We start from the raw sequence: 25,870 nt of genomic DNA, 5'->3' as shown, positions 1-25,870 counted from the left end.
CCGCAAGTTCGGCACGGACGGCCTTCCCGCCGAGCCGCCTGTGGGTTTTCCTGGTGTGCATGGGCAGAGGTGACGTTCGTGGGTACGCGCGGGGCGTGCGCCATGACGACCGGCCGCCTGATCCGGGCCCGGCCGGTGCTACGCCGGTCCCCGGCGGTCCACCGGCCGGTCACCGACCCCTGCCCACCCGGCGCCTTCCCCGCGCCGATGAGTCCACTGTGGATGAACCATGCCCGAAAACCCCGTGATCATGGTGACCGGCACGAGCGAAGGGCTCGGCTACGAGACCGCCCGGTTGCTGGCCACCGGAAGCGCCACTGTCATCGTCCATGCCCGCAGCCGCGAAGAAAGTGATGTGGCGTTCGAGAAGCTCGTCGGCTCCGGCGTCGACGAACGACGTCTCCAGCCGGCGGTCGCCGACTTCACCGACCTGCGCCAGGTCGCCGACCTGGCCAAGGCGATCGCCGAGCGCTACCCCCGCGTCGACGTCCTGGTCAACAACGCCGGCACCGCGGGCGCCGGTGGCCGGAGCGTCACCAAGGACGGCAACGAGCGGGTGTTCCAGGTCAACTACCTGGCGCCCTATCTGCTCGTGCGGCTCCTGGAGGACGCGCTCGCCGCGTCGCCGGTGAGCCGCGTGGTCAACGTGTCTTCGTCCCTGCACCGCGGTGGCCGGATCAACTGGGGCGACCTCGCCTTCAAACGCCGTTACCACCGAGGCGCCGTGTACGCCCAGTCGAAGCTCGCGCTGACGATGCTCACCACGGCGCTGACCGAGTTCCGGCCGAAGGTGCGCGAGGCGGTCAGCGTGCACCCGGGCATCCTCACGACGGCGATGCTGTCGCACTACAGCTACCGTGGCCGCCCGGTGGTCGAAGGCGCCGAAGTCGTAGCGCGGCTGGCGAATCGGGAGACGAAAGTGATCAACGGCGCCTACTACGACGGCAGGCTGCCGGCCAAGGCCGCCGCGGCCGCGGCCGACCGGGACGCGGTGACGAAGCTGTGGCAGCTCAGCGAACGGCTGACCCTCCCGGCCAAGCACCGCGCCTAGCTCCGCTCATCGTGGTTCACCCGCGCCGGCGCGGCCTCGTCCCGGCGCGGGTGAACCTCGCACCAGCGTTCCGCCGCGCGCAACACCACGGTCAGCACGACGAAAGCACCGATCAGCATCAACGTGTAGGCCAGGTCGCTCATCGAAATCCTTCGGTCCGGCGTAGGGCGTCACCGAACGATGGCGCGGTGCCGGCGGCCGCGCACACCGCGCCGTTGGTTCTTTCACGCCGTGCTCCCGGATGTTTACGCCGGATTGATCCGCCGTCGGGCCCGGGGGAATCTGAGGGGGCGGTACCCGTGTCAGGACGGAGTCAGGGTGCTGTCAGGAGAGACGCGGACAGTGGCCGCATGACAAACAGCAACGCTTCGCCGACCGCCTCGACCTGGACCGGCATGGTGCCGGTCGAAGACACGGCGTTGGCCGTCACCGACACCGGCGGTTCCGGTGTCCCGGTCCTCTATTCCAACGGCCAATTCGCCACCCAGGGCTACTGGCGCCGGGTCCTCGCCGAGCTCGGCGGCGAGTTCCGGCACATCACCTTCGACGAGCGCGCCCGCGGCAAGTCGGCGCGTTCGGCGGACTACTCCTTCGAGGCTGCCGTCCGCGACGTCGACGCCGTGCTCGCGGCCCGGGGTGTCGACCGGGCGCTGGTGGTGGGCTGGTCCTATGGCGCGGTCGTCGCGGCGCACTGGGCCGAGCGGAACCCGGAACGGGCAATGGGCGCGGTCCTGGTCGACGGTGCCTACCCCTACGACTGGCTGGACGAGGCCATGGAACGACGGATCAGGAAGCTGTTCAAGCGGCTGAACTGGGTCATGCCGTTGCTGCGGCCGACCGGGCTGACGCCGCGGATGACCGCTGCGCAGCAGGCGGAGAGCAACATCGAACTCGGGGTGCTGTCCCGCGAGCGCGAGCTGGGCCCGGTGCTGGACGGCATCACCGTTCCGGTGCGCTACGTGGTCGCTTCGGGGGTGTCCTTCGGCAGCAAGGGCGACGAGCAGGAAGTGCTCCGCACCAGCCTCGACGGCGTGACCGCCCGCAACCCGAACATCGAGGTGAGCGCGAAGGTCGCGAGCAACCACGGCGCGATCCTGAAGAAGGACGCTCCGGCCATCGCCGCGGCCGTCCGCGAGGTCGCGGCACTGGGACGCTCCGGTAGCTGAGGAGTGTGAGCGGCGAACGGCCATGAGAACCGCTTGCCGGAGGGGTACCCGACCTCCCCGAAGCCACCGCGTCGAATTCCCGTCAAGACGCTGGACTCGGGCGGTCCCGATTGGACAGTGTGGACCCATGTGCACGACCACGGACCTCCTGCGGCTGACCCGGGACACCGCTGCCGCGATGGAGCAGGCCACCCTTGCCTTGGAGGAAGCCGACGTCACGCTGGCCGACGACATCGTCGCCGGCTCGGTCCGGCTCGATCGCGACCGCGAGGAGCTGACCCGGTGGACGTACGCGGAGCTCGCGCTGCGGGCACCGGCCGTCACCGTGCTCGCGACCATCCACGCGCTGACCGAGCTGGAGCGGATGAGCGGGCTCGTGCTGCAGGTCGCCCGCAGCGTCCAGCGGAGCTATCCGCACCCTGCGGTGCCGCACGCGCTGACCGGCGAATTCGTCGAGCTGGGCCGGATCGCTGTCTGGCTGGCGGATGTGGCTGCCGGTGGTGACTACGTCCGCGCGCTGTACAGCGCCGAAGACGACTTCGACGACCTGCACCGCGTCTTGGCGTCGCTCCGCGAACACGACGAGGTCGCGGTGCTGAGCCGTCACTACGAGCGGTTCGCCGGCCACGCGGTCGTTCTCGGCCGCCTCATCAAGTCCGCGGTTCCCCGTAGCCAGGCGACGGGAACAGCGGCCTGAGCGGGTCCGCGGACCGTCTGGGGGCGGACCGCGGACCCGTTCGGTTCTCGCTCACCGGCGCCGGAAGTACGTCCGCGCCGACGGCAGCGCCAGCAGGACGACCACCAGCAGCGAACCGGCCGTGGCCAGCACGAGCTTGGCGCCGTCGACCACCGGCAGCCACCCGGGCATCGCCTGCGCGGCGGCGTCGACCAGCTTGGTGACATCCACCCGCCGCAGCAGCGGATCGCCGGAGCCGCCGAAGCTCGCGGCGAGGAAGGTCGCGGTGAACAGCTGCGCCGGGACGATCAGCGCCCCGGCCACAGCGAGGATCGGCTGGAAGACCCACGACAGCACCTGACCGGCCCGCCGGCCGGCGAGGTTCAGCAACGCCAGGACGACGAGCACCACGATGATCCCCGCCGGCAGCGGCGTTTCGGCCGTGCCGGAGCCGAAGCTGATCCCATGCGCGGTGAGCAAGGACGAGGGCAGGCCCTGGCGGACGAGCTCGTCTTCGGCCGCCGCCTGAGCCCCGGCTCCGGAAGTCCAGACGACGACGATCGACAGCAGGAACGGCAGCGCGGTCAGCAGCTGCGTCAAAGCCGCGAAGACCACGGCACGCGGCCTCGGTTTCGTGACTGTCCCGGCCACGGCAACCCCCTTGCTCGGATCGCCCGATTCTCGGGCCGAACCCGGCCGAACGGCGGGAAACCGGCCTGAAACCAGGGTGAAACCAGGGTCGCGCACCCTCGCCTCAGCCGTGACCGTCCGGGTCGTGGCAGACGAGAGGAGCACCGTGACCACCCCCGCGATAGCGGCCACCGGGCTGCGCAAGTCCTTCGGCGGGCTGACCGTGCTCGACGGCATCGACCTGGCCGTTGCCGAAGGCACGATCTTCGCCCTGCTCGGGCCCAACGGCGCGGGCAAGACCACCGCCGTGCGGATCCTGTCCACCTTCATCCACTCCGACGGCGGGCAGGCGTCGGTCGCCGGGCACGACCTCGCCACCGACCCCGACGGAGTCCGTGCGGCGATCGGCGTCACCGGCCAGTTCTCCGCCGTCGACAACCTGCTGACCGGCCGGGAGAACCTGCTGCTGATGCGCCTACTCCGGCGGGATGCGGCGGCGGCTCGACCCGCGCAGCCGGCACACGATGTGGCGGATCATCCGCGACCTGGTCGCCGGCGGTGTCACCGTCTTCCTCACGACGCAATATCTGGACGAGGCCGCCGAATTGGCCGGCCGCGTCGCCCGTTCTCGATCACGGCCGCGTGGTCGCCGAAGGCGCGCCTGAGGATTTTCCGGCAATGAACAACTTCGACGAATGGTAACGTGAACCGTGCGTGCAATAGTGATCTGGTGCAGCCTCGCCACGTTCGGCTGCCTGGCCGGAATCATCGACTCGCTCACCGAAGGAGCGCCCCACCTTCCCGAAGCCCTGTGGGTAATCCCATTGATCGGTGTCTTTCCCGTAGCGCTCGCCGTGGTAAAGAATCTGCTGCTGCGGGGTCGGCGTGAGTCACCTGCGCACGTTCTGGCCGAAGTGGCGAAGTCGCTGTCGGCGGGCGAGCGGTGGAGCGCAGGACTGCTGGTCATCGTCGCCGTGGTTGTCGCCGTGGTCGCCGCCGCGGGCCTGCGTAACGGCGCGCCCGAAGTGACCGCGACCGGCTATCAGCTCTACACCCGCCTTGGCAGCACGGCGATCACCCGCGATGAGTACCTGGGAGAACTTGCCGGCAGTCAGCGGCTGTTCGCCGCGCTTGGATTCGGTCTCAATGTCCTGTTCGCCGCCCTTGCCGTGGGATCCAGGCGGACGAAGACACCGACCCGGCAAGACATCATCGCGTAGCCTCGGCGTCCACGAGGGGATGGCCGTCATCTGCGTCAGGTCGTGGTAGTGGCCTGTGCGGGGTCAGCGGAAGATTTCAGCGGGAAGGTCGGGATCGTCGAGAGCGAGGCTGATCGCCGAGATGGCCTGGGCGACGGCAAGCGCCGCGTGGGCGGTGACCAAGTCATCGAGTGCGCCGTAGCGGCGGTGACCGGTCTGCGGGGGTCACGCCGGCCAAAGCGGACGCGACCGGCACCCCGGATCGCTTCCGCGTCCTCGATCACCGATGCGCGGCGGGTCCGATGTCGAGGCGCTGCTGCGGATGAAGTACCTGATCGAGCAGGGCTTCACCACGGAGAACGCGGCGGCGCGGGGGTTCAGCCCCGGCGGTATGACCGACGCGGTGACGTTGCTGGCCGCGGTCCGGCAGCTGAAGATCGACACCGCGACGGCACTGCTCGACGCGCACCTGGCCGTTCACGACGTCATCGAGACCTGGGACCGTCGCTGCCAGCCGAGCCGAATGCTCTGCAACCTGCCGGCCGGCAGAACCCAGGGACGGACGCGCTCACTCAAGCTGCAGGACGGTGGTGAACTTGAGGGTGGGGTTATAGATCAACTCGGCCCTCGGACACTTCCCATAACCCCAACTGTGCGCATCGAGACTGATCTCGATGCGCACTAGTCGTTTACCGGGGCGGTAGGTCGCGCGCAGCTGGAGCTGCCGGTGGACCTCCGCTTTGCGGTCAGGTTCGGCGGCGGCCAGAATCTTCCGAATGTCACCGAGCCGCTCGACCGGCGAACCGGGGGACTGGAAACTCGACGATTCGGCAGCGCTGGGTGACGGCAGGACCGTCGACAAAGGGGGCGAGCCGGTGCTGATCGGGGAACGCATCGAACGGGACCGGATTGGGTCGAGTCGTGCGTGCTCGGTGGTTTGGGTGCTCGATGCCGGCAGTTGGCAGCGGGGCGAACTGGGCTGTCCCAGGGAACAGGTCAGTGTTGCGGCGAGCCTGCGGGACGGCCGAGTGCTCCTGGCGAGTAGCCGTGACCTCTGGGTCCGGCCCTGAGGTGTGAAGGGCGCCTTCAGAGCATTCGGTGGAACGATGGCGTGACGGATTTATGCGGTCGTCGCACCATGCTCTGTGTGCTGCGGGCGTTCATGGTTCACGTGGCCGACCACGGTGCGGCCGCGGTCGCCCGGCGCTGGGCTTCACCGACCCGTGCTTCAGCCGGGCGTTCCATGCGCTTCAGCCTGCCCAGCGCCGTGGGCAATGATCGACCGTTCAGTGCCAGCCGAGCTCGGCCAGCTTTTTTGCGGCTTTGCCCACGGGCCAGAAGCTCAGCTTGTCCAGCCGGCCCGACTCGGTCCGGAACTTGACGCCGCGGCTGAACGGGCCACGCACCCAACGCAGGCCGGTCACCTCGGCGCGGGCGATCCGGATCGGCACAAGGACCCGGACGCGCAGCTCGATCTGGTTTCGGCTGACCAGCAGGGCGGCGATCGGCCAAGTCACGTTGATGCCGTTGACCCAGGCCCCGCCCCGCAGAACGAGGTCGTAGTCCTCGTCCCGCAGCGTGGTAATCCGGCGCCCGTACTCCGGGGCCGGTGGCGGGACCTGGCCGAGGCCTCCGGTCTTCTCCCGCCGCCGGATCCCGGCGAACACCGTCGTCACCAACAGAGCGCAGATCACCAGCACGACGATCCCCACTTCCGCACCGGGACTCATCGACATCCTTCCCGCATCACCGGCGAAGTATCTCAGTGCTGAACGACGCCGACCACGTGTCGGACACCCCGCCGCCACTCAGCCCACCGATATGGACCGGACGCTCGCTGGCGAGGCGTGCCGCGAGTGAAATCCGGCGCATCGTGCGTCGTAGATCCGGTGCGCTGGTCGCCCCGCGCACCGCCGGATGGGCTGAGGCGTCCTGGTGCTGGGCGTGGTCACGCCGTCGACGCCATCGGACCGAAGGGTGGTGCACTTCGCCTCGCGCATCGCCAGCCTGATGCGCGGAAAGGACCGCCGGTCGCCGGCTGTACACCCGCCTCAGCCGTTGCTAGCCTAAGTGAGTTCAGTTCAATCCTCGACGAGGAGGGTTCATGGGCGGTACCCGGCGATGGCGCGCGTTGTCCACCGTGATCACCGGCGTGCTCGTCGCGGCGCTGGTCGCCGCCGGGCAGGCATCCGCTCAGGCGGGCGGCCACGGGCCGGCACCCTGGCCAGGCCGACGGTGGGAGCCGGGCCCGGCCCGCTACGGAATGACCGTCGTCTCGAGCGTTCCGGTGCGGATGGACGACGGCGTGATTCTCACAGCGACGGCCGCCTACCCGGCTGACCCCTCGACCGGGCGACGCGCGCCCGGCAGGTTCCCCGTGATCTTGCAGCAAACTCCGTACACGGACGAGGTCGATCCGTACTTCGTCCACTTCGGATACATCTTCGCGACCGTTCGGTCGCGGGGCACCGGTACGTCCGGAGGGCAGTTCGGGTACGTGTCGGAGCGCGATCACCGGGACGGTGTGCGGACCGTCGGCTGGGCCGCTCGCGAGCTGACCGGCTCGAACGGCGCCGTCGGCGGGTACGGCTGCTCCTACGCCGGCGAGACCCAGCTCTACACCGCCGCGAACATCGGCCGCGACTCACCCCTGAAGACGATCATTCCCACGTGTACCGCACAGGACTACCTTCGCGAAACCTTCCTGGTGGACGGGATTCTGACGGGCGACTTCCCGTCCTGAGCCGCGCGGCCGCCTCCGTCGGCGACACACCGTCGGCGAAGTCCTTCTTCGCCGGCCTGGTCGACGAGATCCAGACCGGCGGGGACGCCGCCTACAATCGCGAGTTCTGGCGCACCCGCCAGCCCGCCCGGTTCGCGAAGTCCATTGCGGACAACGGTATCTACGCGGCTCTGCAGAACGCGTACCGCAACCGCCCCGTCCAAGCTCCGATGGCTCCCGGCCAACCGGCCACGGGCCGCTACCAGATCATCGTCGGCCCGTGCACAAGAACACCGGCATCGACCAGACCCGTACCCCGATGCACCTCTACGAACTCCGCGGCGACGGTTGGATCAACACGGCACGCTACCCCCTCGCTGACGACTACACCACGTACTACTTGGGCCCCGACGGGAAGCTCGGATCCACCCGATCGGCCCGCGGCAGCCGGCAACACCAACCTCATGCTGATCGCCACCCTCTCCGACGTCGCACCCGACGGGACGGCGGCGCCCATCACCTTCGGCGCGGTCCTCGGCAGTCAGCGCGCTCTCAGTCCACTCGAGACCTGGCGTGACCGCGACGGGACGGTGATCCGCCCTTACACCGCGCAAACCCGCGACGACTACCTCCACCCCGGTGCGGTGACCCGCTTCGACGTCGCGCTCCATCCGCGCCTGTGGGCGGTGCTCCCCGGGCATTGGCTCCGTCTCACGCTCACGACCCAATCCGCCGTGACCCCCTGCGCGGGCTTCAACATCCTCCCGTGCGGCCTCACCGCGCCGGCGCGGGACAGCGTGCCCGGTGGCACGTACCGGGTCCAGCGCAGCTCGACGTGGCCGTCGTCGGTGCACCTGCCGCTCCTGGAGGCCGGCTGCTTCGGCACGGCGAGGAGCTCGGTCACGCCGACGAGCGGCGGCTTCTCCGAACCCGTGAACTGGTCTACCCCAAGGGACTCCGCATGTCGTTCGTACTGATCCACGGCGCCACCATGGGCGCCGGCTGCTGGGACCGCCTGACCCCGCTGCTCGACGGCGAAGTGCTCGCCGTGGACCTGCCCGGCCGCGGCACGCGCGGCGATGTCGACGTGCGCACCGTGACGCAGGACGACTGCGGCAGGGCCGTGGCCGCCGACATCGTCGAGCGCGACCTGACCGACATCGTCCTGGTCGGCCACTCGTTCGGCGGCGTCACCGTGCCTCGGGTCATGGCGCTGGTTCCGGAGCGCATCCGGCGGGTGGTGCTGCTGTCGGCGGTGGTGCCGGAGGACGGCACACGGGTGCTCGACCAGATCGACCCGGACGTGCGAGCCTCGGTGGAGGCGGGCATCGCGGACGGCACCTACACCGTCGACGCCGAAGCGGCACGGGCGATGCTCTGCAACGACGCCGACGAGGAACAGGCGCAGTTCATCCTCGGCAGCGTGGTCGACGACGCCGCCGCACTGCTGTCCGAGACCGTCGACCTGAGTGGCTACCGGCTTCCCGTTCCGCGGACGTATGTGCTGCTGACGGAGGACCGCTGCTACCCGCCCGAGCTGCAGGCCGAGTCGGTGCGCCGGACCGGCGCGGACGTGACCCCGCTCCGGTCCGGCCACATGGCGATGGTGACGATTCCGGACCAGGTCGCCGCGGTCCTCGATTCGTGACGCGTAGCCGATGCTGTAGCCCGTCCACGGTCCCATCCTCACTTGCCAAACTGAAATCAGTTCGAGCGCGGGTCGAAGTTGCCGGTGATCATGGCGTAGCGGTCCCGCGCGATTAGTTCGGCAGGATCGGCTGGAACCGTTCGTTGAGGAAGCCGTAGCAAGGGTTCTGGACGAGACGGCGGTAGTTGCTGGTGGTGATGCCGTCCACCGACAGGCACAGGCCGCTGTTGACGTTCTGGAACTGCGCGTCTCCGTAGTAGTAGTCCCAGATCATCCGCCACTGCTGGTTCGTGCCGACGAGACAGTCGTACTGGATGATCGGGTTCCCCTGATCCATTCCGTACCCGGCGTCGTCCAGGCACTTGGCGGTGGCGACGTTCTGCAGCCAGAAGACGTCGGGGTCGTCGGTGGCCTGTCCCATCCGCCATCTCTGGTTGTTCTTGTACTCGCAGGTGAACTGGTCCACCGGGGCGGCGTCGTCGTAGCGTCCCTTGTCGACCTGCACGCACTTGAGGCCGGTCGAAGGGCTGCTGCTGAGGGGCTGCCAAGCCAGCACGTCACCGCTCACCGGCGGCATGACGGTCCGGTCGGCGTAGGCGGGGGCGGCGCCCGTCAGCGCCACGACGGCGATCACGAGCGGAACCAGGATCGCGCGGGGCGAAGGCAGCATGGGTCTCCTCGGAAGTACGAATGCGGGCAGGGACCCGCCGCAACGCGGGGAACACTAGGGATCACCACGGCGGGACTCCAGGAGGAACCGGCGGAAAAGCCGGCGGAACTCAGCGGCCGCCGAGGTGGACGCGGATGCGGGCCTGGTCCGGAAGGCCGATCGGGAACGTCAGTGCCTCGCGCAGCAGGGCGTCGCCGCGCGGGTCGTCGGTGGCGACGGCGGTCTCGCCGAGCGCGAGCAGCGCGAGCCCGGTTGCCTGGGCGTGCTCGGCTTTGCGAGCCAGGTCCAGCGCTCGCACGCCGGTTGCCGTCGCGTCGGCCCAGCGGGTCTGGCCGGCGTGGGCCTGGGCGAGCAGCGCCAGCGCGAAAGCCTCGGAGCCGGGTTCGCCGAGGGCGGCGAACGTTGCCGCGGCTTCGGTCAGCAGGATCGCGGCATCGGCGTGGTCGCCGGTGTCGTTCTGCACGGCACCGAGGTTGAGCTGTGCCACCGCGACGCCGCGCCGGTCGCCGAGCTCGTGCTTCCGGCGCAACGCGGCAGCGTGATATTCGATCGCTTGCGCGAAGTCGCCGCGGTCGTGCGCGAGCGCGCCCAGGTTGTTCAGCGCGATCGTCTCGCGGCGCGCGTCGCCGGTGGTCCGGGCCTGGTTCAGGACGTCGGTGTACGCGGCCGCGGCGTCGGCGTACCGGCCGGCGAACTTGTGGGCGTTGCCGATCAGGGTCAAGGTCGCCGCCCGGCCGTCCGGATCGGCGCCGAAGGCCTCGGCTGCGGACGCCGCCAGCGCCAGCGCCGCCTCCGGGTCGCCGTTCTGGTTGGCGGTGACCGCGGCGCCGTGCCAGGCCCACGCCCGGGCCTGCTCGGTGGGCGCGGCGGCGGCCGCCCCGGCGAGCATCCGGCGTCCCTCGGCGAACCGGCCCCGGGCGACGTAGTGGCCGGTCAGCGCGCGCACGGTCGCCACATGCAGCAGGGTAGGCGCGGTGTCGACGGCGTGCTGGACGGCGGCACGGACGTTGTCCTGCTCGTCACCCAGCCGCGAATCGCCGTCGCGGACCAGGCGGAGGAAGTGGTCCGCGTGCTCGTCTCGATCGCCCGCGCTGGTGAGCTGGTCCTCGACGACCTCCCGGATGGTGTCCAGCATGCCGACGCGGGGATGGTCCGTAATGGTGATCAGGCTGTGCGCGGCCAGCGTCGCCAGCGAATGCGGCGGGGCACCGAACACGGTCTCGACATCGACCGGGTCGGCGCCACCGGCGAACGCACCCAGCAAGCCGAACAGCCTGCGGTCGGTATCGGTGAGCCCGCGCGTGCTCCACTCGACCGTGCGGCGCAGGCTCAGGTGCCGGTCGGCCAGATCCACCGTGTCGCCGTGCAGGTCACGGACCTGGGCGAGCACCTGCGACGGCGTCTGGGTGCGCAGCCGCGCCGCGGCCAGCTCCAGAGCCAGCGGCAAACCGTCGAGCCGGCGGCACAGCGCGGCGATCGCGGCGGCGTTGTCCCGGGTGAGCGCGAATCCCGGCCGGACCGCGACGGCGCGCTCGACGAGGAGTGCGACCGCCGTGTTGCCGGCCAGGGCCGCCGGGTCGTCACTATCCGGAGTGGACAGTGGGGTCAGCGGCCACAGGTGCTCGCCCCGCAGCCGCAGCGGCGCCCGGCTGGTCACCAGCACGGTCAGCCGCGGGCACCCGGCGAGCAGCGCGGCGACGGTGGTGGCCGCCGCGGCGACGTGTTCGAAGCTGTCGAGCACCAGCAACCATCGCCCGTCGCCGATCACCGTGGCCGGATCGGGCGTGTGCAAGGATTCCGCCAGCGCCTGCGGGACGTCGTCGGACTCCCGCAGGGCACTCAGGTCGAGGCCGTGCACGGTCTCGAACCGGCTCGCGGCCTGCCAGCCGGCCTCCAGCGCCAGGCGCGTCTTGCCGACCCCGCCGGTGCCGGTGATCGTGACCAGCCGCACCGCGGGATCCTGAACCAGCCGAAGCACGGCGGCGAGGTCGTCGGACCGGCCGACGATCGAGGTGACCGGCGCCGGCAGTGCCGGACGCGCGGTCCGCCGTCGACGCGTGTCCGGCGGCGGCGCGGTGCGGGCGGTCCGCGCGAAGGCCTCTTTTTCGTCCGGCGTCAGGCCGAGCGCGCCGGCGAGTGCACGCAGCGTCTCGCGCTGCGGGCGCCGCGTAGCGCCGCGCTCGATCTCCCCGATGGCGCGGACGCTGATCCCGCTCCGCTCCGCCAGCTGCTCCTGCGACAGGCCGCGGCTGCTCCGCAGTCCTGCCAACATCTCGGACAGCGTCTGCCCCGATTGCACCGCGCCATAGTAGTGACGCCGTGCGAGGGTGCACGAGTTCGGTGGGGTGACGTCGGCGCGGCGCCGTCGCTCTGGAGCGGGCAGGATGTGGGGCAGGGGAGTCGTGCATGTCGGACGTGCGATCCCTTACCCGGCCTGAGGATAGGACGCAATGGGACGCTCGTCGGTGTTCACTTTCCAGTACATCGCCATCGACACGGAAGCTGGTGTCACGCCGGAGGAGTTCGAGACCTTCGTGCGTGATGAGGGCGTTCACCTGCCCTTGTACCCGGGGTGGCGGTGGACTCTGCTGCGCGGGTTGCGCGGGGAGCGGACCGGGCAGTACCTGATGTTGTACGAGATCGACAGCGCCGAGCAGCGCGACCGCTACGTCACGGCCCGGGGTGAGCAGACCGAGCCGGCCCGGCAGTTCTGGGCGCGGCACCCGGAGGCGGAGGCGGTGCTGGCGCGGTGGCGGCGGCTGGGCACGTTCGGTGAGCTGCCGACGTTGTTCACCGACTACCGGCTGCTGGCCGACAATCCGCGGAGCACGGTCACGCCCGGTCCCCGCTACCGCGACCGTCCAGGGGAGGAGCCCGTCGCCCGGGTCGTCGGGATCCACAACCTGGCGTTGCGCGCCGGGGTGACCGAGGAGATGTTCGACCGCTTCATCGCCGAGAACCACCACCGGATCGACGACTACCCGGACTGGCGGTTCCACGTGCTCAAGGGCGAGCGGGGCAACCGCCTCGACCAGTACGTGATGATGATGGAGATCGCGAGCCTGGACGCGCTGGACGTTTTCTACCCCGAGCCCGACATCGCGACCGGCGAGGCCGCGGAGTTCGCGTCCGCTCACCGCGACACCAAGCAGATGTACGAGGAGTGGAAGCGGCTGGCCTCGTTCTCGGGGTCGCCGCAGATCTACACGGACTACCTCGCTGTCGCGGAGAACCCGGCGTAGTCCCGCACGACCGGGACGGGTCCGGGGTTTCGTTGAGGATCTCGCGGCGGGCGTCCCGCCTTACAGCCGTGAAAGTAACACCTGCTACATTTGTACTCGTGACAGATCGGTCGGGCAAGTGGCAGGTGCTGGTGGTGCGGGTACCCGCGGAGCCGTCGCGGCACCGGGTCGCGGTGTGGCGGGAGCTGCGCCGGATCGGTGCGCTGTCGCTGGGACAGGGGACCTGGACGGTGCCGGACGTTCCAGGCTTCGCCGACGGGGTCGGCCGGGTGATCGAGCTGGCCGAGCGCGGTGAGGGCGAGGTGGTCGTGCTCGAGGCGGCCGGTCGCGGCGAACGGGACGCCGCGCGGTTGGAGGCGCTGTTCACCGCCGACCGTGAGGACGAGTGGCGGGAGTTCCTGGCCGACTGCGGCAAGTTCGACGCCGAGATCGACAAGGAAATCCGCGTCGGGAAGTTCACGGTGGCCGAACTCGAAGAGGAAGAACAAAGCATGGAACGCCTGCGTCGCTGGCACCGCGAACTGAAGGTGCGCGACGTCTTCGGCGCGCCGTCTCTCGCGGAGGCCGAGCAGCGGCTCAAGCACTGCGCCGACCGGCTCGCCGACTACACCGAGCGGGTTTTCCAAGCCCTGCACCAGATGTGAGGAGTGGACCGGGGTGACGGGACGTCTGGCGCCGCTGCCGGATCACCACGGCTACCCGGCGATCGCGGGCGGCAACATCGGCTACGCGATCGGCCGCTTCGGGGGCCGCCGACTGGTTCTGCGGTTCGGCCGGTACGTCCTGTTGACCGAGAAGCGGGTGAACTCGGCCGAGCGGTTCCTCGCGTTCAACGCGCTGGGCGCCGTGCTGTGGGGGGCGTGTGGGCCGGGCCGGGTGGTCGTGGCCGCACTGATCGTCCGGCACGTCGTCCGGAGGCGCCGGCCGGGAGAGGAACCACGCGCATGAGCACCGAGCCCTCCGAGCACATCACCACCGGTTCGGCCGCGCGGTTGCGGCCGTTGTACGCGGCCGGGTTCGTGACCGCGTTCGGCGCGCACAGCATCGCCGCCAGCCTGGGCGCCTACACCCACGGCGAGCACGCGTCGCTGCTCACGCTGGGGCTGCTCCTGGCCGTGTACGACGGCGCCGAGGTGGTTCTCAAGCCCGTCTTCGGCTCGCTGGCCGACCGGATCGGGCCGCGCCCGGTGCTCCTGGGCGGACTGCTCGCCTTCGCCTTCGCGTCCGCGGCGTTCGCGGTCGCCGGAAACCCGGCGGCGGTCGGGCTGGCCCGGCTCGGCCAGGGTGCTGCCGCGGCCGCGTTCTCCCCGGCGGCCGGCGCCCTGGTCGCGCGGCTGTCGCCGGCCAAGCGGCAGGGCCGGGCCTTCGGCGGCTACGGAGCGTGGAAGAGCGTCGGCTACACCCTGGGCCCGCTGCTGGGCGGGGTCCTGATCACCGTCGGCGGCTTCACCCTGCTGTTCGCCACGCTCGCGGTTCTGGCGGTCGTCGTCGGCACGTGGGCGTTGCTCGTGGTGCCCGTCGTGCCGCCGCTGCCGCGCACCCGCCAGACCGTGCTCGACCTGGCCCGCCGCCTCGCGCACCCGGGCTTCCTCCGTCCCACCGCGACGCTCGCCGCGACGACCGCGGCGCTGGCGGTCGGTGTCGGGTTCCTGCCGGTGACCGGCGCCGGGGCCGGGTTGACGACCCTGGTCACCGGCGCGGCGGTGTCCCTGCTGGCCCTGTGCTCGGCGCTGGTGCAGCCGTGGTCGGGCCGGGCTCGCGACGCCGGACGGCTGCGTGACGGGGTCGGCATGGCCGGCGGGCTCGGCCTGGCCGCGGCCGGAATGGTGCTGGCGGCGCTCGTGCCCGGCGTCGTCGGCGTCCTGGCGGCGGCGATCGCGATCGGCGCGGGAGTCGGGCTGGCGACGCCACTGGGCTTCGCGCACCTCGCCGCGGCCACCCCGCGGGAACGACTCGGGCAGACGATGGGCGCTGCCGAGGTCGGCCGCGAACTCGGCGACGCGGGCGGCCCCCTGCTGGTCGGCGCGCTCGCCGCGGCGGCCACCCTCGGTGCCGGGTTCCTCGGCCTCGCCGCGCTCCTGGTCGTGGCCGCGCTGGCCGTCATCGGCGCGCGGACGGAAGGGCCGGCCTGACCGGCTCGCGGTGATGAGCCAGTCGCAGATGGGTTTCCTTCGCGCCGGATCCAGCGCATCCGCAGCTGGTACGTGTCGAGCACGCCGGGCACCGCGCGGACGGCGCTCTCGGCGGGGTCAGCGTCGTCGCCAGTGCCGCGAGGCCGGGGTGCCACCAGTGGTGCGGGATGCGGATCGGCGGCGCATGGTCTTCGGCCATCCGGTTGCCCCAGGTCGCCATCGAGTCCGATTTACCCGCGTCAACTCGCGGTTCTGTTCTTGGAGCCGCGCAGGTTTGCCTTCTTCGCCCGGTTGCCGCAGGTTGCCATCGAGCACCAGCGGCGGTTGCGTGGCCGGCTGGTGTCGACGAACAACGTCCCGCAGCCGGGGTTGGCGCAGGTGCGGATCGGGTTGTCGCCGCCGAGGGTGTCGACGGCGTCGACCGCGATCAAGGCCAGCGCCGCGTGCACGGGCTTGTCGGCGGGGAACGCCCACGTGGTCCGGCCGCGGTCCAGCACCCGTGTCGCGCTGCAGCGGGCGGCCCACTCGTTCAGCGTCGCCTCGTCCCGTCCGTCGGGGACCGCGCCCGCGGCGACGGCGACGCCCGCCCGCTGGATCGCCTCGCGCAGCTCACGAGCTTGCGCCAGTAGCTCGGGTTCGATGGCTCGAGGAGCGCCGGTGAACAGCCCGGTGACTTCAAGCCATCGGAACAGATCGGTGTCAGTAGCGATCCTGTCCACGGGCCGGGCACCGCGCTCCCGCACCGTGGCGGTGAAGGCGAAGCAGAGTGGTGGGGGAGCCGCGTCGGGCACCGGGCACTCCTGGATGCGAACCGTCAGTGGGCGGCCTTCCGGCCGTGGACGAACCACACCGCTTCGGCCGGGACGTCGCCCCGGTTCGTCAGGCGGTGCGGGGTCGTGGAGTCGAACGCGATCGAGTCGCCCGCGTGCAGCTCGTAGGTCTCGAACGCCAGCGCGACCTCGAGCGTGCCGCTGATGATGTAGCCGTACTCGATGCCGGAGTGGCGGGTCAGCTTCTCGTCGGGCACCGAGCTGCCGCCCACTTCGTAGTGCACGCGGAGGAAGTCCACGGAGCTGTCGTGCACGGGGGACAGCTGCTCCCAGGTGACCCCGGAGTCGAGCACGAGCTGACGGCGCTCGCCGGGACGCAGCATCGGGCTCGCCCGGTCCGCCGGTTCCTCGTTGAGTTTCGCCAAAGCGCCGTGGAAGCTGTGCTTTTCCGGGGCGGCCACCGGCGCCGCGGCCGCGCCGGCGCTGCTGAACAGCTCGTCGATGGAGACGTTGAGGGCGCTGCACATCGCGTACAACGTCGCCACCGACGGCTGCGACTTGTTGTTCTCGATCTGGGAGACGAACGCGGCCGAGACGCCGAGGTCGCGCGCGAACTGCCGCAGCGAGAGCCCGGCCGCCTGCCGGCGGGCGCGCAGCTGCTCGCCGATGTTCGCGGCCGCCGGGTGCTCGGCTTCCGCGTCGTTCTTCCCCGCCACGTCGTGCTCCTCCCCATCGATCAACGCTGTTCACTGTAGCTTGACGCCGGCTCGGGTCAAGCCGCCGGGTCGCCGACGAGCCGGTCCCGGACGAACTCCAGCTCCCGGACCACGTAGTCGGTGATGTCGCCGCTCTTGAGGTCGTCGGGCAGTACGTCCCACGTGTAGGTCTCGATCTCCAGGTGGGTCGACTGCGGCTGTGCCCGGTGCCGGTCCAGGGCCTGTTCGACGGCGAACCTCGTGGTGCGGAACGGGCCCAGGTCGTCCAGGAAGACCGGGACGTGGAAGTGGGTGCGCCACTCGCGCGGCCCGCCGGGATTCCGTTGCCAGGCGGCGATCGCGTCGGTGAGGTTGAGGTACCGCTTGAGAACTCCGTCGCGCAGTTCGGACGTCTGGCTCAGGTAGATGGTGTGGGTGAAGCGTTCGAGCTCGCGGACGACGTCGCCGGTCACCTCGGGCACCCAGAGTGCGGCGGCCTGCTGGAGCTTGAAGATCGGCACGCCGGCCTCGGCGAGCAGGTCGAGCGAGGCCGGGATGTCGTCGAACTCGACGGCCTGGTGGCCGATGTCGAACACGATCCCGACGTGCCGGCGCACCGCCCCGTAGGCTTCGGCCAGCGGCAGGTCCGCGAGCTCGGCGAGCATCTCGGCGCCGGCACGGGAGTACAGCCGCGAAGTGAAGTAGCGGACCGTCTCCTCGATGGTTTCGAGGTAGCAGAACGGTTCCGGCTCGAGGGCGAGCTTCACGCGGCGCCCGGTGCGGCGTTCCAGCCGGACGAGGTGGGCCGCCACCCGCAGTACGTTGCGGGTGAACAGGTCCACGTAGGGTTCGCCGGTGACCTTGGGCCGGTACGCCAGCGGCACCGACTGGATCGTCGGCTCGACCCCGTCCGCGGCTATGTCGGCGAGCACGTCGGCCACCCGCGTCGTGTAGGTGACGCGTTCCTCCGTGCTCCAGTCCGGTTCGTACACGTTCTCCATCACCGAACGGCCCTTGAACGGTCCGTGCGGGAACGCGTTCACGGTGTAGACGTACAGATCGTTCTCGGCCAGGTACCGCTTCACCTTCTCCCGCGCGGCGACGTCGCCCGCGAGCTGGTCGGCGGAGGCGCCGGACAGCCGGAGCGACACCCCGAACGGCGCGTCGGGGGACACTCGGCGCTTCACTTCGGGCAAGTACGTCGTGAGGCTGCTGCTCATCTCGTCCCAGGTGTCGCCGGGATGCACGAGCGTCGAGTAGGTCAGGTGGCCCAGCCGGGATCCGAGGTCCATGCGTCTCCTCCGTGCGTTTGCCAGCAGTGAACAGCGCGAGTTTGGTCGATGTCAAGCCTGAACAGTCGCTGACCTCGTGTTTCGCAGAATTTGCCGGTCCGGTCTTGACTCCGGAGAACCCGCGCTGTTCACTGTGGCTGCACAACGGCGTCGGACGGGGTTCACCCGGGTCACCAGACGCCCCGTCCGCGCCCGGAACACGGCTGCGCGGGCCTCCGTCCGGTACGAGGAGAGAAGCATGCGCGCCGCGGTTTTCCACGACAAGCACGACATCCGGGTCGAGGACGTGCCCGAGCCCGCCGGGGTCGGGGCGCGCGAGGTGCGCGTCCGGCCGGCCCTGTGCGGGATCTGCGGCACCGACCTGCACGAGTACGCCGCCGGGCCGATCGTCATCCCCACCAGCCCACACCCGCTTTCCCGCGCGTCGGCCCCGCAGGTCCTCGGGCACGAGTTTTCGGGGCAGGTACTGGAGGTCGGCGCCGAGGTCACCGGCATCCGGGTCGGCGACCGGGTCGCGGTGATGCCGCTGATCTACTGTGGACACTGCTACTACTGCCGCCGCGGGCTCAACCACCTCTGCCCGGAGATGGCGTGCACCGGGCTCAGCTGGCACGGCGGCGGGATCAGCGAGCAGGTGGTGGTCCCGGACTACCAGATCGCCGTGCTGCCCGAGTCGGTCACCGACGTGCAGGGCGCCCTGATCGAGCCGGCCGCGGTCGCCGCGTACGGCGTCGACCGCACCGGCTTCCGTCCCGGGGACACGATCCTCATCACCGGTGCCGGCCCGATCGGCGGTCTCGCCGCGCTGTACGCCCACGCGGCCGGGGCGGCGCAGGTGATCGTGAGCGAACCCAACCCCCGGCGGCGGGCTCTGCTCGACGCCTTCGGCATCGCCACCGTGCTCGACCCGCTGGCCGAGGACGTGCCGGAGGTGGTCCGCGCCCTCACCGGCGGGGTCGGCGCCGACGTCGCGGCCGAGTGCTCGGGCTCGGAGGCCGGGCTCGCCGCGGCACTGGCCGGCCTCCGGTCACACGGCACGGCGACCCAGGTGGGCCTGCACGTCCGCCCCGCGAAGATCGACCCGATGGCCCTGTCGCAGCGGGACCTGAGCCTGGTCGGCACGTGGTGCTACCCGGTCTACGACTTCCCGCGCATCATCTCGCTCGTCGGCACCGGCCGCTTCCCGGTCGAGCGGGTGCTGACCGAGGTGATCGACGTCGCCGACGTGGTGCCGCGCGGGTTCGACCGGCTGCTCGACCCCGACGGCGACGCCCAGAAGCTGCTGGTCAAGGTCGGCTGATCCCGCCGCGGGGAACCGCCCGCGGCCGCCCTTTCCCGAGTGTCCACTCCGTTCCACTGTGGACACGATTCGTCCTGCCCGCGAACCGGTGCGAGCGAGCACCCGAGGAGCACTGCGATGACCGACACGACAGGGGTTTCCGTGATGGCCACCGAGCCATCCCCGGCTCCGGGGACCGCGAAGCCGTCCGCCCGGCCCGGCCCGTTCCGGCGGACGACGCCGGTGCGTGCCTCGCGCGGCTTGGTCACGATCCTGGTCGCGACCCTGCTGCTGTTCCTCGTCAGCCTGGTGCTGCAGCCGGAAAGCCTGGGCCGCAGCTCGCTGCAGGGCATGCTGCCCTTCGCGGCCGTGCTGGCCGTGGTCGCGCTCGGGCAGACGCTGGTCGTGCAGCAGGCCGGGATCGACCTGTCGGTGCCGGGCACCGTGTCCCTCAGCGTCATCATCGTGACCCACTACCCCAACGGGGACAACGGAAAGCTGCTTCCGGCGATCCTGCTCGCCTACGTCGCGGCGCTGGCCGCGGGGCTGCTCAACGGGCTCGTCGTCAGCCGGCTGGGCATGTCCGCCATCGTGATGTCGCTGGGGACGAACGCGCTGCTCTACGCCGTGGTGCTGGGGGTGTCCGGCGGCTCGCCGGCGAGCACGACGGCCGCGCTGCACTCGATGGCCACCGGCCGGTTCCTCGGCCTGCCGTACTCCGTCTGGTTCGCCGCGGTGCTCGTCGCGGTGACCGGGTTCGTGATGAAGCGCATGGTGGCCGGACGCCGGTTCGAAGCGGTCGGCGACAACCCGGCCGCGGCGGACCTGGCGGGGCTTCGCGTGCGGCGCCACCAGCTCGGCGCGTACGTGGGTGCGTCGCTGCTCTACGGCACCGCGGGCATCCTGCTCGCCGGCGTCGTGACGACACCGGGGGCGTTCCAGGGCGACTCGCTGCTGCTGCCGTCGGTCGCGGCCGTGGTGCTCGGCGGGACGTCGCTGCTCGGCGGGAAGGGCAGCCCGGTCGCGAGCGCGGTCGCCGCCCTGTTCCTGAGCCAGCTCGACCAGTTCGTGCTGACCCTCGGGGTCAGCCCCGCGACCAACAACATCGTCCAGGCGGTCGCGCTCGGTGCGGGCGTCGCCGTCTACACCGTCGACTGGGCCGTCGTGCGCGGGTGGTTCCACCGCGCTCCGGCCGCCCGGATCCAGCCCTAGAAAGGTTTCCCATGGCTCCCTCGTACTTCCGCAGGACAGTGCTGTCCTGCGCGGCCGCGGCCACCCTCGTCGCCGGCGGCTGCGCGGTCGACGACAACGGCTCCGGCGGCAGCCCGGCCGGCAAGCCCGCGAGCGCGAACGGGCCGTCGTGGTGCGGCTCCAAGCAGGTCTCGCTCGGGCTGGCCGACGGCTTCGGCGACAACAACTGGCGGAAGGTGACCACCGCCGAGGCCAAGGCCGAAGTCGCCCAGTGCCCGAGCGTCACGTCGTTCACCTACACCGACGGCCAGGGCAACACGCAGAAGGCGATCTCCGACATCCAGGGCCTGGTGGCCAAGGGAACGCAGGCGATCGTGGTGTTCCCGGACGCGGGCCAGGCCGTGCTGCCCGCGCTGCGCAGCGCGCACAAAGCCGGCGTCGTGACCGTTCCGTACCGGGTGAACCCCGGTGGCACCCCCGGCCAGGACTACGACACGTTCGTCAGCACCGACTTCGAGCAGGCCGGCGTGCTGTGGGCCAACTGGCTGGTGAAGGCCTTGAACGGCAAGGGGAAGGTGCTCAACCTCGGCGGCCCGCCCGCGAACTCGCAGAGCCTCGACGAGTACAAGGGCATGCAAAGCGTGCTCAAGGACCACCCGGACATCCAGTTCGTCGGCACCACGCCGTACGAAGTGACCAACTGGGACGCCGCGCAAACGCAGAAGGTGATCACCGCCGCGCTGGCGAAGAATCCGGAGATCGACGCCATCACCACCGACTTCGGCGCCGCGCTGGCGAGTTCGTTCTCCGCGTTCGCCCAGGCCGGGCGGAAGATCCCGGCGATCGCCACCGAGGACGCCAACCAGCTCGCCTGCAACTGGCAGCAGCAGAAGGACGCCGGCAGCGCGTTCCCCCTGTTCACCGTTTCCTCGCAGAACGCCATGTCCCGGCTGGCGATCCAGGTCGCGGTCGCGAAGGCGACCGGTGGGGTGGCGCCGCAGGGCACGGTCTACCCGCAGTCGCCGTTCGAGGACTCGATCACCGGCCAGCCGCACCCGGTCACGTGCGACAAGGAGCTTCCGTCGGACGCGTTCGTGTCCAGCTCCCTGTCCAAGACCGACCAGATCGCGGCCCTGAAGTAGAGGAAGCAGACCATGACCGAGGTTCCGGCGCTGAGCCTCTCCGGCGTCTCCAAGCACTACGGGCCCGTCCGGGCGCTCTCCGACGTGTCGCTCGACGTCCTCGGCGGACGCGTGCACGCGCTGCTCGGCGAGAACGGCGCGGGCAAGTCGACGCTGATGGGCATCGCGTCCGGCGCCGTCCGGCCCGACGAGGGCCGGATCACCGTCGCCGGCGAACCGGTCCCCGTCCTGACCGCCGACCAGGCGAGCCGGCTCGGCATCGCGATCGTGCACCAGCACCCGGCCGTGCTGGCCGACCTGACGGTCGCCGAGAACATCCGGCTCGCCGTCCCCGCCGAGCGGATGCCGGCGGGCGACCCGAAGGTGTGGATGGTCGACCTGCTGCGCAGCGTCGGTTCCGACCTGCGGCTGCAGGACCGCGTCGACGACCTCGGCGTGGCGCAGAAGCAGCTGCTCGAGCTGGCGAAGGCCATTGCGCTCGAGCCCAAGGTCCTGATCCTCGACGAGCCGACGGCGCCACTCGGCCCCGAGCAGACGGCGATCCTCTTCGACCAGGTGCGCCGGGCGACCGCACGCGGGACCGCGGTCGTCTACATCACCCACCGGCTCGCCGAGGTGCGGGAGATCGCCGACGAGGTGACCGTGCTGCGCGACGGCCGCGCGCGCGGCCACGCGAACGTCGCCGACCTCACCGACGACGAGATGCTCCGGATGATCGTCGGCCGGGAACTGGCGTCGACGTTCCCCGCGAAGCACCCCGACCCGGCGGGCGCGAAAGCCGCCCTCGAAGTCGACGGTCTGTCCGGGGCCGGCTTCCACGACGCGCGGCTGGTCGCGCACCACGGGGAGATCGTCGGGCTCGCGGGCATCGTGGGCAACGGCCAGAGCGAGTTCCTGCGTGCGCTCGCGGGACTGCGGCACTCCACCGGGTCGATCGAGCTCGACGGCAAGCGGCTCAGCGGTCGCGCCCTGGTCGGGGCGACGGCGTACATGCCGGCCGACCGGCACACCGAGGGCCTGTTGCCCGCGATGTCGGTCCGGGAGAACGCGGCAGTCGGCGCGTTGCCGTCGTTCGCCCTCGGCGGAGTGGTCGCCGGGAGCCGGGAACGCGCCGCCGTGGACGCCGAGCTGGCGAAGCTGTCGGTGAAGACGGCCTCGCCGGAAGCGAACGTGATGGCCCTCTCCGGCGGGAACCAGCAGAAGGTGGTGATGGCGCGCGCCCTGCTCGCCGCACCGCGGCTGCTGCTGGCCGACGAGCCGACCCAGGGTGTCGACGTCGGTGCGCGCTCCGAGATCTACACGATCATGCGCGACGTCGCCGCGTCGGGCGTGCCGGTGGTGGTCGTCTCCTCCGACGCCAAGGAGCTGGAGGGCCTCTGCGACCGCGTCGTGGTGTTCTCGCGCGGCCACGTCGTCGCCGAGCTGACCGGCGACGACGTCACCGAGGAGAAGATCACCGGCGCGGTCGTCAACGCCACGACCCATCGTCAGGAGACGCTGACCGCGAAGGCGGCCAAGGCGACGCGCCTGCGTGACCTCGCCAAGGGCGACTACGCGCCCAGCCTGGTGCTGGCGCTGGTGATCCTGGCCCTGGGCGCGTACACCTTCGCGCACAACGTCCGGTTCCTCGCCCCGTTCAACGTCACCTCGCTGCTGACCCTGCTCACCGCGCTGGCCTTCATCAGCCTCGGCCAGACGATCGCCATCATGACCGGCGGCATCGACCTCTCGGTCGGCCCGCTCGCCGGGCTCCTGGTGGTCATCGCGTCGTTCTTCGTGACCGACGGCCGGTCCCCGGTCGTGATCGCGCTGGCGTTCGTGATCATGCTCGCCGTGGCCGTGGTGTCCGGGCTGCTGAACGGCGTCCTGGTCCGGTTCGGCGGGTTCACCGCCGTCGCCGCGACCCTGACCCTCTACATCGGACTGCAGGGGATTTCCCTGCTGCTGCGGCCCTTCCAGGGCGGGTTCATCAGCGCCTCGGTCACCGACGTGATCACGGCGACCGTCGGGTTCGTGCCGATCGCGTTCATCGTGGCCGTGGTGGTCGCCGTCGCGCTGGAGCTGGCGCTGCGGTTCACCCGGTGGGGCCACGGGCTGCGCGCGGCCGGGTCGAACGAGGGGTCGGCGCGCCGGCTCGGCCTGAAGGTCGACCGGATCCACGTACTCGCCTACGTCGGCTGCGCGGTGCTCACGTTCTTCGGGGCGCTGCTGCTCATGGCGCAGATTGGCGTGGGCGACCCGACCCAAGGGGTGAGCTACACGCTCACCAGCATCACCGCCGTCGTGCTCGGCGGCGCGAGCCTCGCCGGTGGGCGCGGGTCGTTCATCGGGACGCTGCTGGGCGCCACGCTCATCCAGGAAGTCCTCAACGCCACGACGTTCCTGAACCTGAACCAGAGCTGGCAGTACTTCTTCCAGGGTGTCCTGATCCTCATCGCGGCCGCGATCTACACCCGGGTGCGCCGCCGCACCCCGGCCCTGGCCTGAACCGAAAAGGAAAGAGAACGTGAGCGAATCAGCACTCGTCGTCGGGGTCACCGGGATCGCCGGGGCCGCGGTGGCCGCACGGCTGGCCGAACGCGGCTGGGCGGTCACCGGGGTCTCTCGGAGCCCGTCCGGCCTCGCCGGGGTCAGGTCGGTCCGGGTGGACCTCGAGGACCCGGCCGCCCTGGAGGCGGCCCTCGCGGACGTCGCGCCGACGCACGTGTTCCTCACCGCGTGGTCGCGCCGTCCGACCGAGGCGGAGAACATCGAGGTCAACGCGGGCATCGTGCGCAACGTGCTGGCGGCGGCCGGCGGCAGCGCCCGGCACGTCGCCCTGATGACCGGGCTCAAGCACTACCTCGGCCCGTTCGAGGCCTACGCGGCCGGGGCCCTGCCGGACACGCCGTTCCACGAAGACGAGGCCCGGCTGGACGTGCCGAACTTCTACTACGCCCAGGAAGACGAGCTCTTCGCGGCCGCCGAGCGGCACGGCTTCACCTGGAGCGTCCACCGCGCGCACACCGTGATCGGGCACGCCGTGGGCAACGCCATGAACATGGGCATGACGCTGGCCGTCTACGCGGAGATCTGCCGGGAGACCGGCCGGGAGTTCCGGTTCCCCGGCTCGGAAACCCAGTGGAACGGGCTCACCGACATGACCGACGCGGGCTTGCTGGCCGAGCAGATGATCTGGGCCGCGACCACGGACGGCGGTCGCGACGAAGCGTTCAACATCGCCAACGGGGACGTCTTCCGCTGGCGGTGGATGTGGCCGCGGATCGCCGCGCTGCAGGGCGTGACCCCGGCCGGGTTCGACGGCAAGCCGGCACCGCTGGAGCAGCAGATGCTCGACGCGGGCCCGGTGTGGCACCGGATCGCCGAGCGGCACGGGCTGCGCGAGGCGGACGTCGGCCGGGTCGCGTCCTGGTGGCACACCGACAGCGACCTCGGCCGGCCCATCGAGTGCCTGACCGACATGAGCAAGAGCCGCAAGGCCGGCTTCACCGGCTACACCAGCACTTTGGACGCGTTCGCGCGGCTGTTCGAAACGCTGCGGGCGGAACGCGTCATCCCGGCCGGAGCCCCGTCGTGACCGCCCGGTTGGCCGGCCGGACGATCGTGGTGACCGGCGCGGGCCGCGGGATCGGTGCGGCACTGGCACGGGGGATGGCGCTGGAAGGCGCTGCCTTGGTCGTCACCGACCGGGACGAACCCGAAGCCGCCGCCGTCGCCGAGTCCATTCGCGACAGTGGCGGCCGCGCCGTCCACGCGCGGGTCGACGTCACCGACCGCGACGAGGTCCGCGCCGCGATCGCGCTCGCCGCGGCGGAGTTCGGCCGGCTGGACGCGTACTTCAACAACGCCGGGTTCAACGAGCCGGAGAAGTTCCTCGACATCACCGAGCCGGTGTGGGACCGGATCTTCCGGGTGAACGCCTTCGGGGTCGTCGTGGGCAGCCAGGAGGCCGCCCGCCAGTTCCTCCGGCAGGGCACCGGCGGCAAGATCGTGAACACCGCCTCGATCGCCGGACGCCAAGGCTTCGCCAGCTTCGCCCCGTATTGCGCGAGCAAGGCCGCCGTGATCTCGCTGACCCAGGCCGCCGCCCGGGCGCTGGCCGAACACCGCATCACCGTCAACGCGTTCTCGCCCGGCGTGGTGCGGACTCCCTTGTGGGAGAAGCTCGACCGCGATCTCGAGCGGATCGGCGAAGGGGACTCGGGGTTCGACGCGATGGCCGGCGACATCCTCCTCGGCCGCCCCGCCGAACCCGAAGACCTCGTCCCCACGGCCGTCTTCCTAGCCGGCCCGGACTCGGACTACATCACCGGCCAGGTGATCCCCATCGAGGGCGGGATGGTCCTCGTCTGAGCGGGTCAGCAC

At 70.9% G+C, this 25,870-nt stretch carries 26 protein-coding genes and 1 pseudogene; 19 read left to right on the top strand and 8 right to left on the bottom strand.

Annotated features, from left to right (window positions below):
- Window positions 1-229 precede the first annotated feature (229 nt).
- Window positions 230-1,051: an SDR family NAD(P)-dependent oxidoreductase gene (locus tag ACZ7PG_RS33685; protein ID WP_470243179.1), complete on the top strand. Its 822-nt coding sequence runs from the start codon at window positions 230-232 to the stop codon at window positions 1,049-1,051.
- Here the strand turns inward: ACZ7PG_RS33685 and ACZ7PG_RS33680 are convergent.
- Entirely contained in the window at window positions 1,048-1,194 is a 147-nt protein-coding gene (locus tag ACZ7PG_RS33680) for a hypothetical protein (protein ID WP_470243178.1), read from the bottom strand. The two genes, ACZ7PG_RS33685 and ACZ7PG_RS33680, sit on opposite strands and share 4 nt — an antisense overlap.
- 207 nt (window positions 1,195-1,401) lie before the next feature.
- On the opposite strand from ACZ7PG_RS33680, the gene ACZ7PG_RS33675 reads away from it, so the two are divergent.
- Together ACZ7PG_RS33675 and ACZ7PG_RS33670 are read left to right on the top strand one after the other, a co-directional pair.
- The gene (locus tag ACZ7PG_RS33675; RefSeq protein WP_470243177.1) at window positions 1,402-2,217 is read left to right on the top strand and encodes an alpha/beta fold hydrolase; all 816 of its coding nucleotides are present in this window, start codon (window positions 1,402-1,404) and stop codon (window positions 2,215-2,217) included.
- Window positions 2,218-2,344: 127 nt separating this feature from the next.
- Window positions 2,345-2,914 (top strand): PhoU domain-containing protein, encoded by a 570-nt coding sequence (locus ACZ7PG_RS33670; RefSeq protein ID WP_470243176.1) that lies wholly within the window; start codon window positions 2,345-2,347, stop codon window positions 2,912-2,914.
- A gap of 51 nt (window positions 2,915-2,965) precedes the next feature.
- Here the strand turns inward: ACZ7PG_RS33670 and ACZ7PG_RS33665 are convergent, their stop codons facing one another.
- Window positions 2,966-3,544 carry a hypothetical protein gene (locus tag ACZ7PG_RS33665; RefSeq protein WP_470243175.1) on the bottom strand — a complete coding sequence of 193 codons (579 nt, stop codon included), beginning with the start codon at window positions 3,542-3,544 and terminating at the stop codon, window positions 2,966-2,968.
- Window positions 3,545-3,689: 145 nt separating this feature from the next.
- On the opposite strand from ACZ7PG_RS33665, the pseudogene ACZ7PG_RS33660 reads away from it, so the two are divergent.
- The 3 genes and pseudogenes from ACZ7PG_RS33660 to ACZ7PG_RS33650 all read left to right on the top strand — a co-directional run.
- A pseudogene (locus ACZ7PG_RS33660) lies at window positions 3,690-4,192 on the top strand (ABC transporter ATP-binding protein); the annotation flags it as partial.
- 41 nt (window positions 4,193-4,233) lie between these two features.
- Window positions 4,234-4,743 (top strand): hypothetical protein, encoded by a 510-nt coding sequence (locus ACZ7PG_RS33655; protein WP_470243174.1) that lies wholly within the window; start codon window positions 4,234-4,236, stop codon window positions 4,741-4,743.
- A 301-nt stretch (window positions 4,744-5,044) separates the two neighbouring features.
- On the top strand, window positions 5,045-5,407 hold the full coding sequence (locus tag ACZ7PG_RS33650) for a hypothetical protein (protein ID WP_470243173.1): 363 nt from the start codon (window positions 5,045-5,047) through the stop codon (window positions 5,405-5,407).
- Window positions 5,408-6,008: 601 nt separating this feature from the next.
- Here ACZ7PG_RS33650 and ACZ7PG_RS33645 read toward each other — a convergent pair.
- Entirely contained in the window at window positions 6,009-6,452 is a 444-nt protein-coding gene (locus tag ACZ7PG_RS33645) for a hypothetical protein (RefSeq protein WP_470243172.1), read from the bottom strand.
- Window positions 6,453-6,862: 410 nt separating this feature from the next.
- Here ACZ7PG_RS33645 and ACZ7PG_RS33640 point away from each other — a divergent pair, with 410 nt between their 5' ends.
- From ACZ7PG_RS33640 to ACZ7PG_RS33630, 3 genes are all read left to right on the top strand, one after another.
- Complete coding sequence (locus ACZ7PG_RS33640) at window positions 6,863-7,465, top strand: CocE/NonD family hydrolase (protein WP_470243171.1); 603 nt, start codon at window positions 6,863-6,865, stop codon at window positions 7,463-7,465.
- A 443-nt stretch (window positions 7,466-7,908) separates the two neighbouring features.
- Window positions 7,909-8,421 carry a CocE/NonD family hydrolase C-terminal non-catalytic domain-containing protein gene (locus tag ACZ7PG_RS33635; protein WP_470243170.1) on the top strand — a complete coding sequence of 171 codons (513 nt, stop codon included), beginning with the start codon at window positions 7,909-7,911 and terminating at the stop codon, window positions 8,419-8,421.
- A complete protein-coding gene (locus ACZ7PG_RS33630; protein ID WP_470243169.1) occupies window positions 8,406-9,092 on the top strand; it encodes an alpha/beta fold hydrolase in 687 nt (228 codons plus the stop codon). The genes ACZ7PG_RS33635 and ACZ7PG_RS33630 overlap by 16 nt, the downstream gene beginning before the upstream one ends.
- Window positions 9,093-9,204: 112 nt before the next feature.
- On the opposite strand, the gene ACZ7PG_RS33625 is transcribed toward ACZ7PG_RS33630, so the two are convergent.
- Both ACZ7PG_RS33625 and ACZ7PG_RS33620 read right to left on the bottom strand, forming a co-directional pair.
- Window positions 9,205-9,762: an RICIN domain-containing protein gene (locus ACZ7PG_RS33625; protein WP_470243168.1), complete on the bottom strand. Its 558-nt coding sequence runs from the start codon at window positions 9,760-9,762 to the stop codon at window positions 9,205-9,207.
- 109 nt (window positions 9,763-9,871) lie between these two features.
- On the bottom strand, window positions 9,872-12,034 hold the full coding sequence (locus ACZ7PG_RS33620; protein WP_470243167.1) for an ATP-binding protein: 2,163 nt from the start codon (window positions 12,032-12,034) through the stop codon (window positions 9,872-9,874).
- Window positions 12,035-12,212: 178 nt separating this feature from the next.
- On the opposite strand from ACZ7PG_RS33620, the gene ACZ7PG_RS33615 reads away from it, so the two are divergent.
- From ACZ7PG_RS33615 to ACZ7PG_RS33600, 4 genes are all read left to right on the top strand, one after another.
- On the top strand, window positions 12,213-13,004 hold the full coding sequence (locus ACZ7PG_RS33615) for a hypothetical protein (protein WP_470243166.1): 792 nt from the start codon (window positions 12,213-12,215) through the stop codon (window positions 13,002-13,004).
- Window positions 13,005-13,102: 98 nt separating this feature from the next.
- Window positions 13,103-13,648, top strand: a complete 546-nt coding sequence (locus tag ACZ7PG_RS33610) for a Chromate resistance protein ChrB (protein WP_470243165.1) — start codon at window positions 13,103-13,105, stop codon at window positions 13,646-13,648.
- A 13-nt stretch (window positions 13,649-13,661) separates the two neighbouring features.
- Entirely contained in the window at window positions 13,662-13,952 is a 291-nt protein-coding gene (locus tag ACZ7PG_RS33605) for a hypothetical protein (RefSeq protein ID WP_470243164.1), read from the top strand.
- Complete coding sequence (locus ACZ7PG_RS33600) at window positions 13,949-15,136, top strand: MFS transporter (protein ID WP_470243163.1); 1,188 nt, start codon at window positions 13,949-13,951, stop codon at window positions 15,134-15,136. The genes ACZ7PG_RS33605 and ACZ7PG_RS33600 overlap by 4 nt, the downstream gene beginning before the upstream one ends.
- A gap of 239 nt (window positions 15,137-15,375) precedes the next feature.
- Here the strand turns inward: ACZ7PG_RS33600 and ACZ7PG_RS33595 are convergent, their stop codons facing one another.
- Genes ACZ7PG_RS33595 through eboE form a run of 3 tightly spaced genes read right to left on the bottom strand, consistent with a single transcriptional unit; the run spans window position 15,376 to window position 17,893 of the window.
- Window positions 15,376-15,927, bottom strand: a complete 552-nt coding sequence (locus ACZ7PG_RS33595) for a CGNR zinc finger domain-containing protein (RefSeq protein WP_470243162.1) — start codon at window positions 15,925-15,927, stop codon at window positions 15,376-15,378.
- 23 nt (window positions 15,928-15,950) lie between these two features.
- Window positions 15,951-16,646 carry a helix-turn-helix domain-containing protein gene (locus ACZ7PG_RS33590; RefSeq protein ID WP_470243161.1) on the bottom strand — a complete coding sequence of 232 codons (696 nt, stop codon included), beginning with the start codon at window positions 16,644-16,646 and terminating at the stop codon, window positions 15,951-15,953.
- Between the two features lie 32 nt (window positions 16,647-16,678).
- Complete coding sequence (gene eboE, locus ACZ7PG_RS33585) at window positions 16,679-17,893, bottom strand: metabolite traffic protein EboE (protein WP_470243160.1); 1,215 nt, start codon at window positions 17,891-17,893, stop codon at window positions 16,679-16,681.
- A 238-nt stretch (window positions 17,894-18,131) separates the two neighbouring features.
- Here eboE and ACZ7PG_RS33580 point away from each other — a divergent pair, with 238 nt between their 5' ends.
- The 6 genes from ACZ7PG_RS33580 to ACZ7PG_RS33555 all read left to right on the top strand — a co-directional run bounded on the left by ACZ7PG_RS33580 (window position 18,132) and on the right by ACZ7PG_RS33555 (window position 25,858).
- A complete protein-coding gene (locus ACZ7PG_RS33580) occupies window positions 18,132-19,193 on the top strand; it encodes a 2,3-butanediol dehydrogenase (protein ID WP_470243159.1) in 1,062 nt (353 codons plus the stop codon).
- A 117-nt stretch (window positions 19,194-19,310) separates the two neighbouring features.
- Window positions 19,311-20,384: an ABC transporter permease gene (locus tag ACZ7PG_RS33575; protein WP_470243158.1), complete on the top strand. Its 1,074-nt coding sequence runs from the start codon at window positions 19,311-19,313 to the stop codon at window positions 20,382-20,384.
- An 11-nt stretch (window positions 20,385-20,395) separates the two neighbouring features.
- Complete coding sequence (locus ACZ7PG_RS33570; RefSeq protein WP_470243157.1) at window positions 20,396-21,505, top strand: substrate-binding domain-containing protein; 1,110 nt, start codon at window positions 20,396-20,398, stop codon at window positions 21,503-21,505.
- A gap of 12 nt (window positions 21,506-21,517) precedes the next feature.
- The gene (locus ACZ7PG_RS33565; RefSeq protein ID WP_470243156.1) at window positions 21,518-23,992 is read left to right on the top strand and encodes an ATP-binding cassette domain-containing protein; all 2,475 of its coding nucleotides are present in this window, start codon (window positions 21,518-21,520) and stop codon (window positions 23,990-23,992) included.
- Between the two features lie 19 nt (window positions 23,993-24,011).
- Complete coding sequence (locus tag ACZ7PG_RS33560; protein WP_470243155.1) at window positions 24,012-25,082, top strand: SDR family oxidoreductase; 1,071 nt, start codon at window positions 24,012-24,014, stop codon at window positions 25,080-25,082.
- Window positions 25,079-25,858: an SDR family NAD(P)-dependent oxidoreductase gene (locus ACZ7PG_RS33555; protein WP_470243154.1), complete on the top strand. Its 780-nt coding sequence runs from the start codon at window positions 25,079-25,081 to the stop codon at window positions 25,856-25,858. Before ACZ7PG_RS33560 ends, ACZ7PG_RS33555 begins: the two co-directional genes overlap by 4 nt.
- The last annotated feature ends 12 nt before the right edge of the window (window positions 25,859-25,870 follow it).

The organism is Amycolatopsis sp. NPDC114504 (assembly GCF_055633595.1).
The sequence above is the reverse complement of the archived record's forward strand: the minus strand, read 5'-3'. Positions and strand labels throughout refer to the sequence as shown.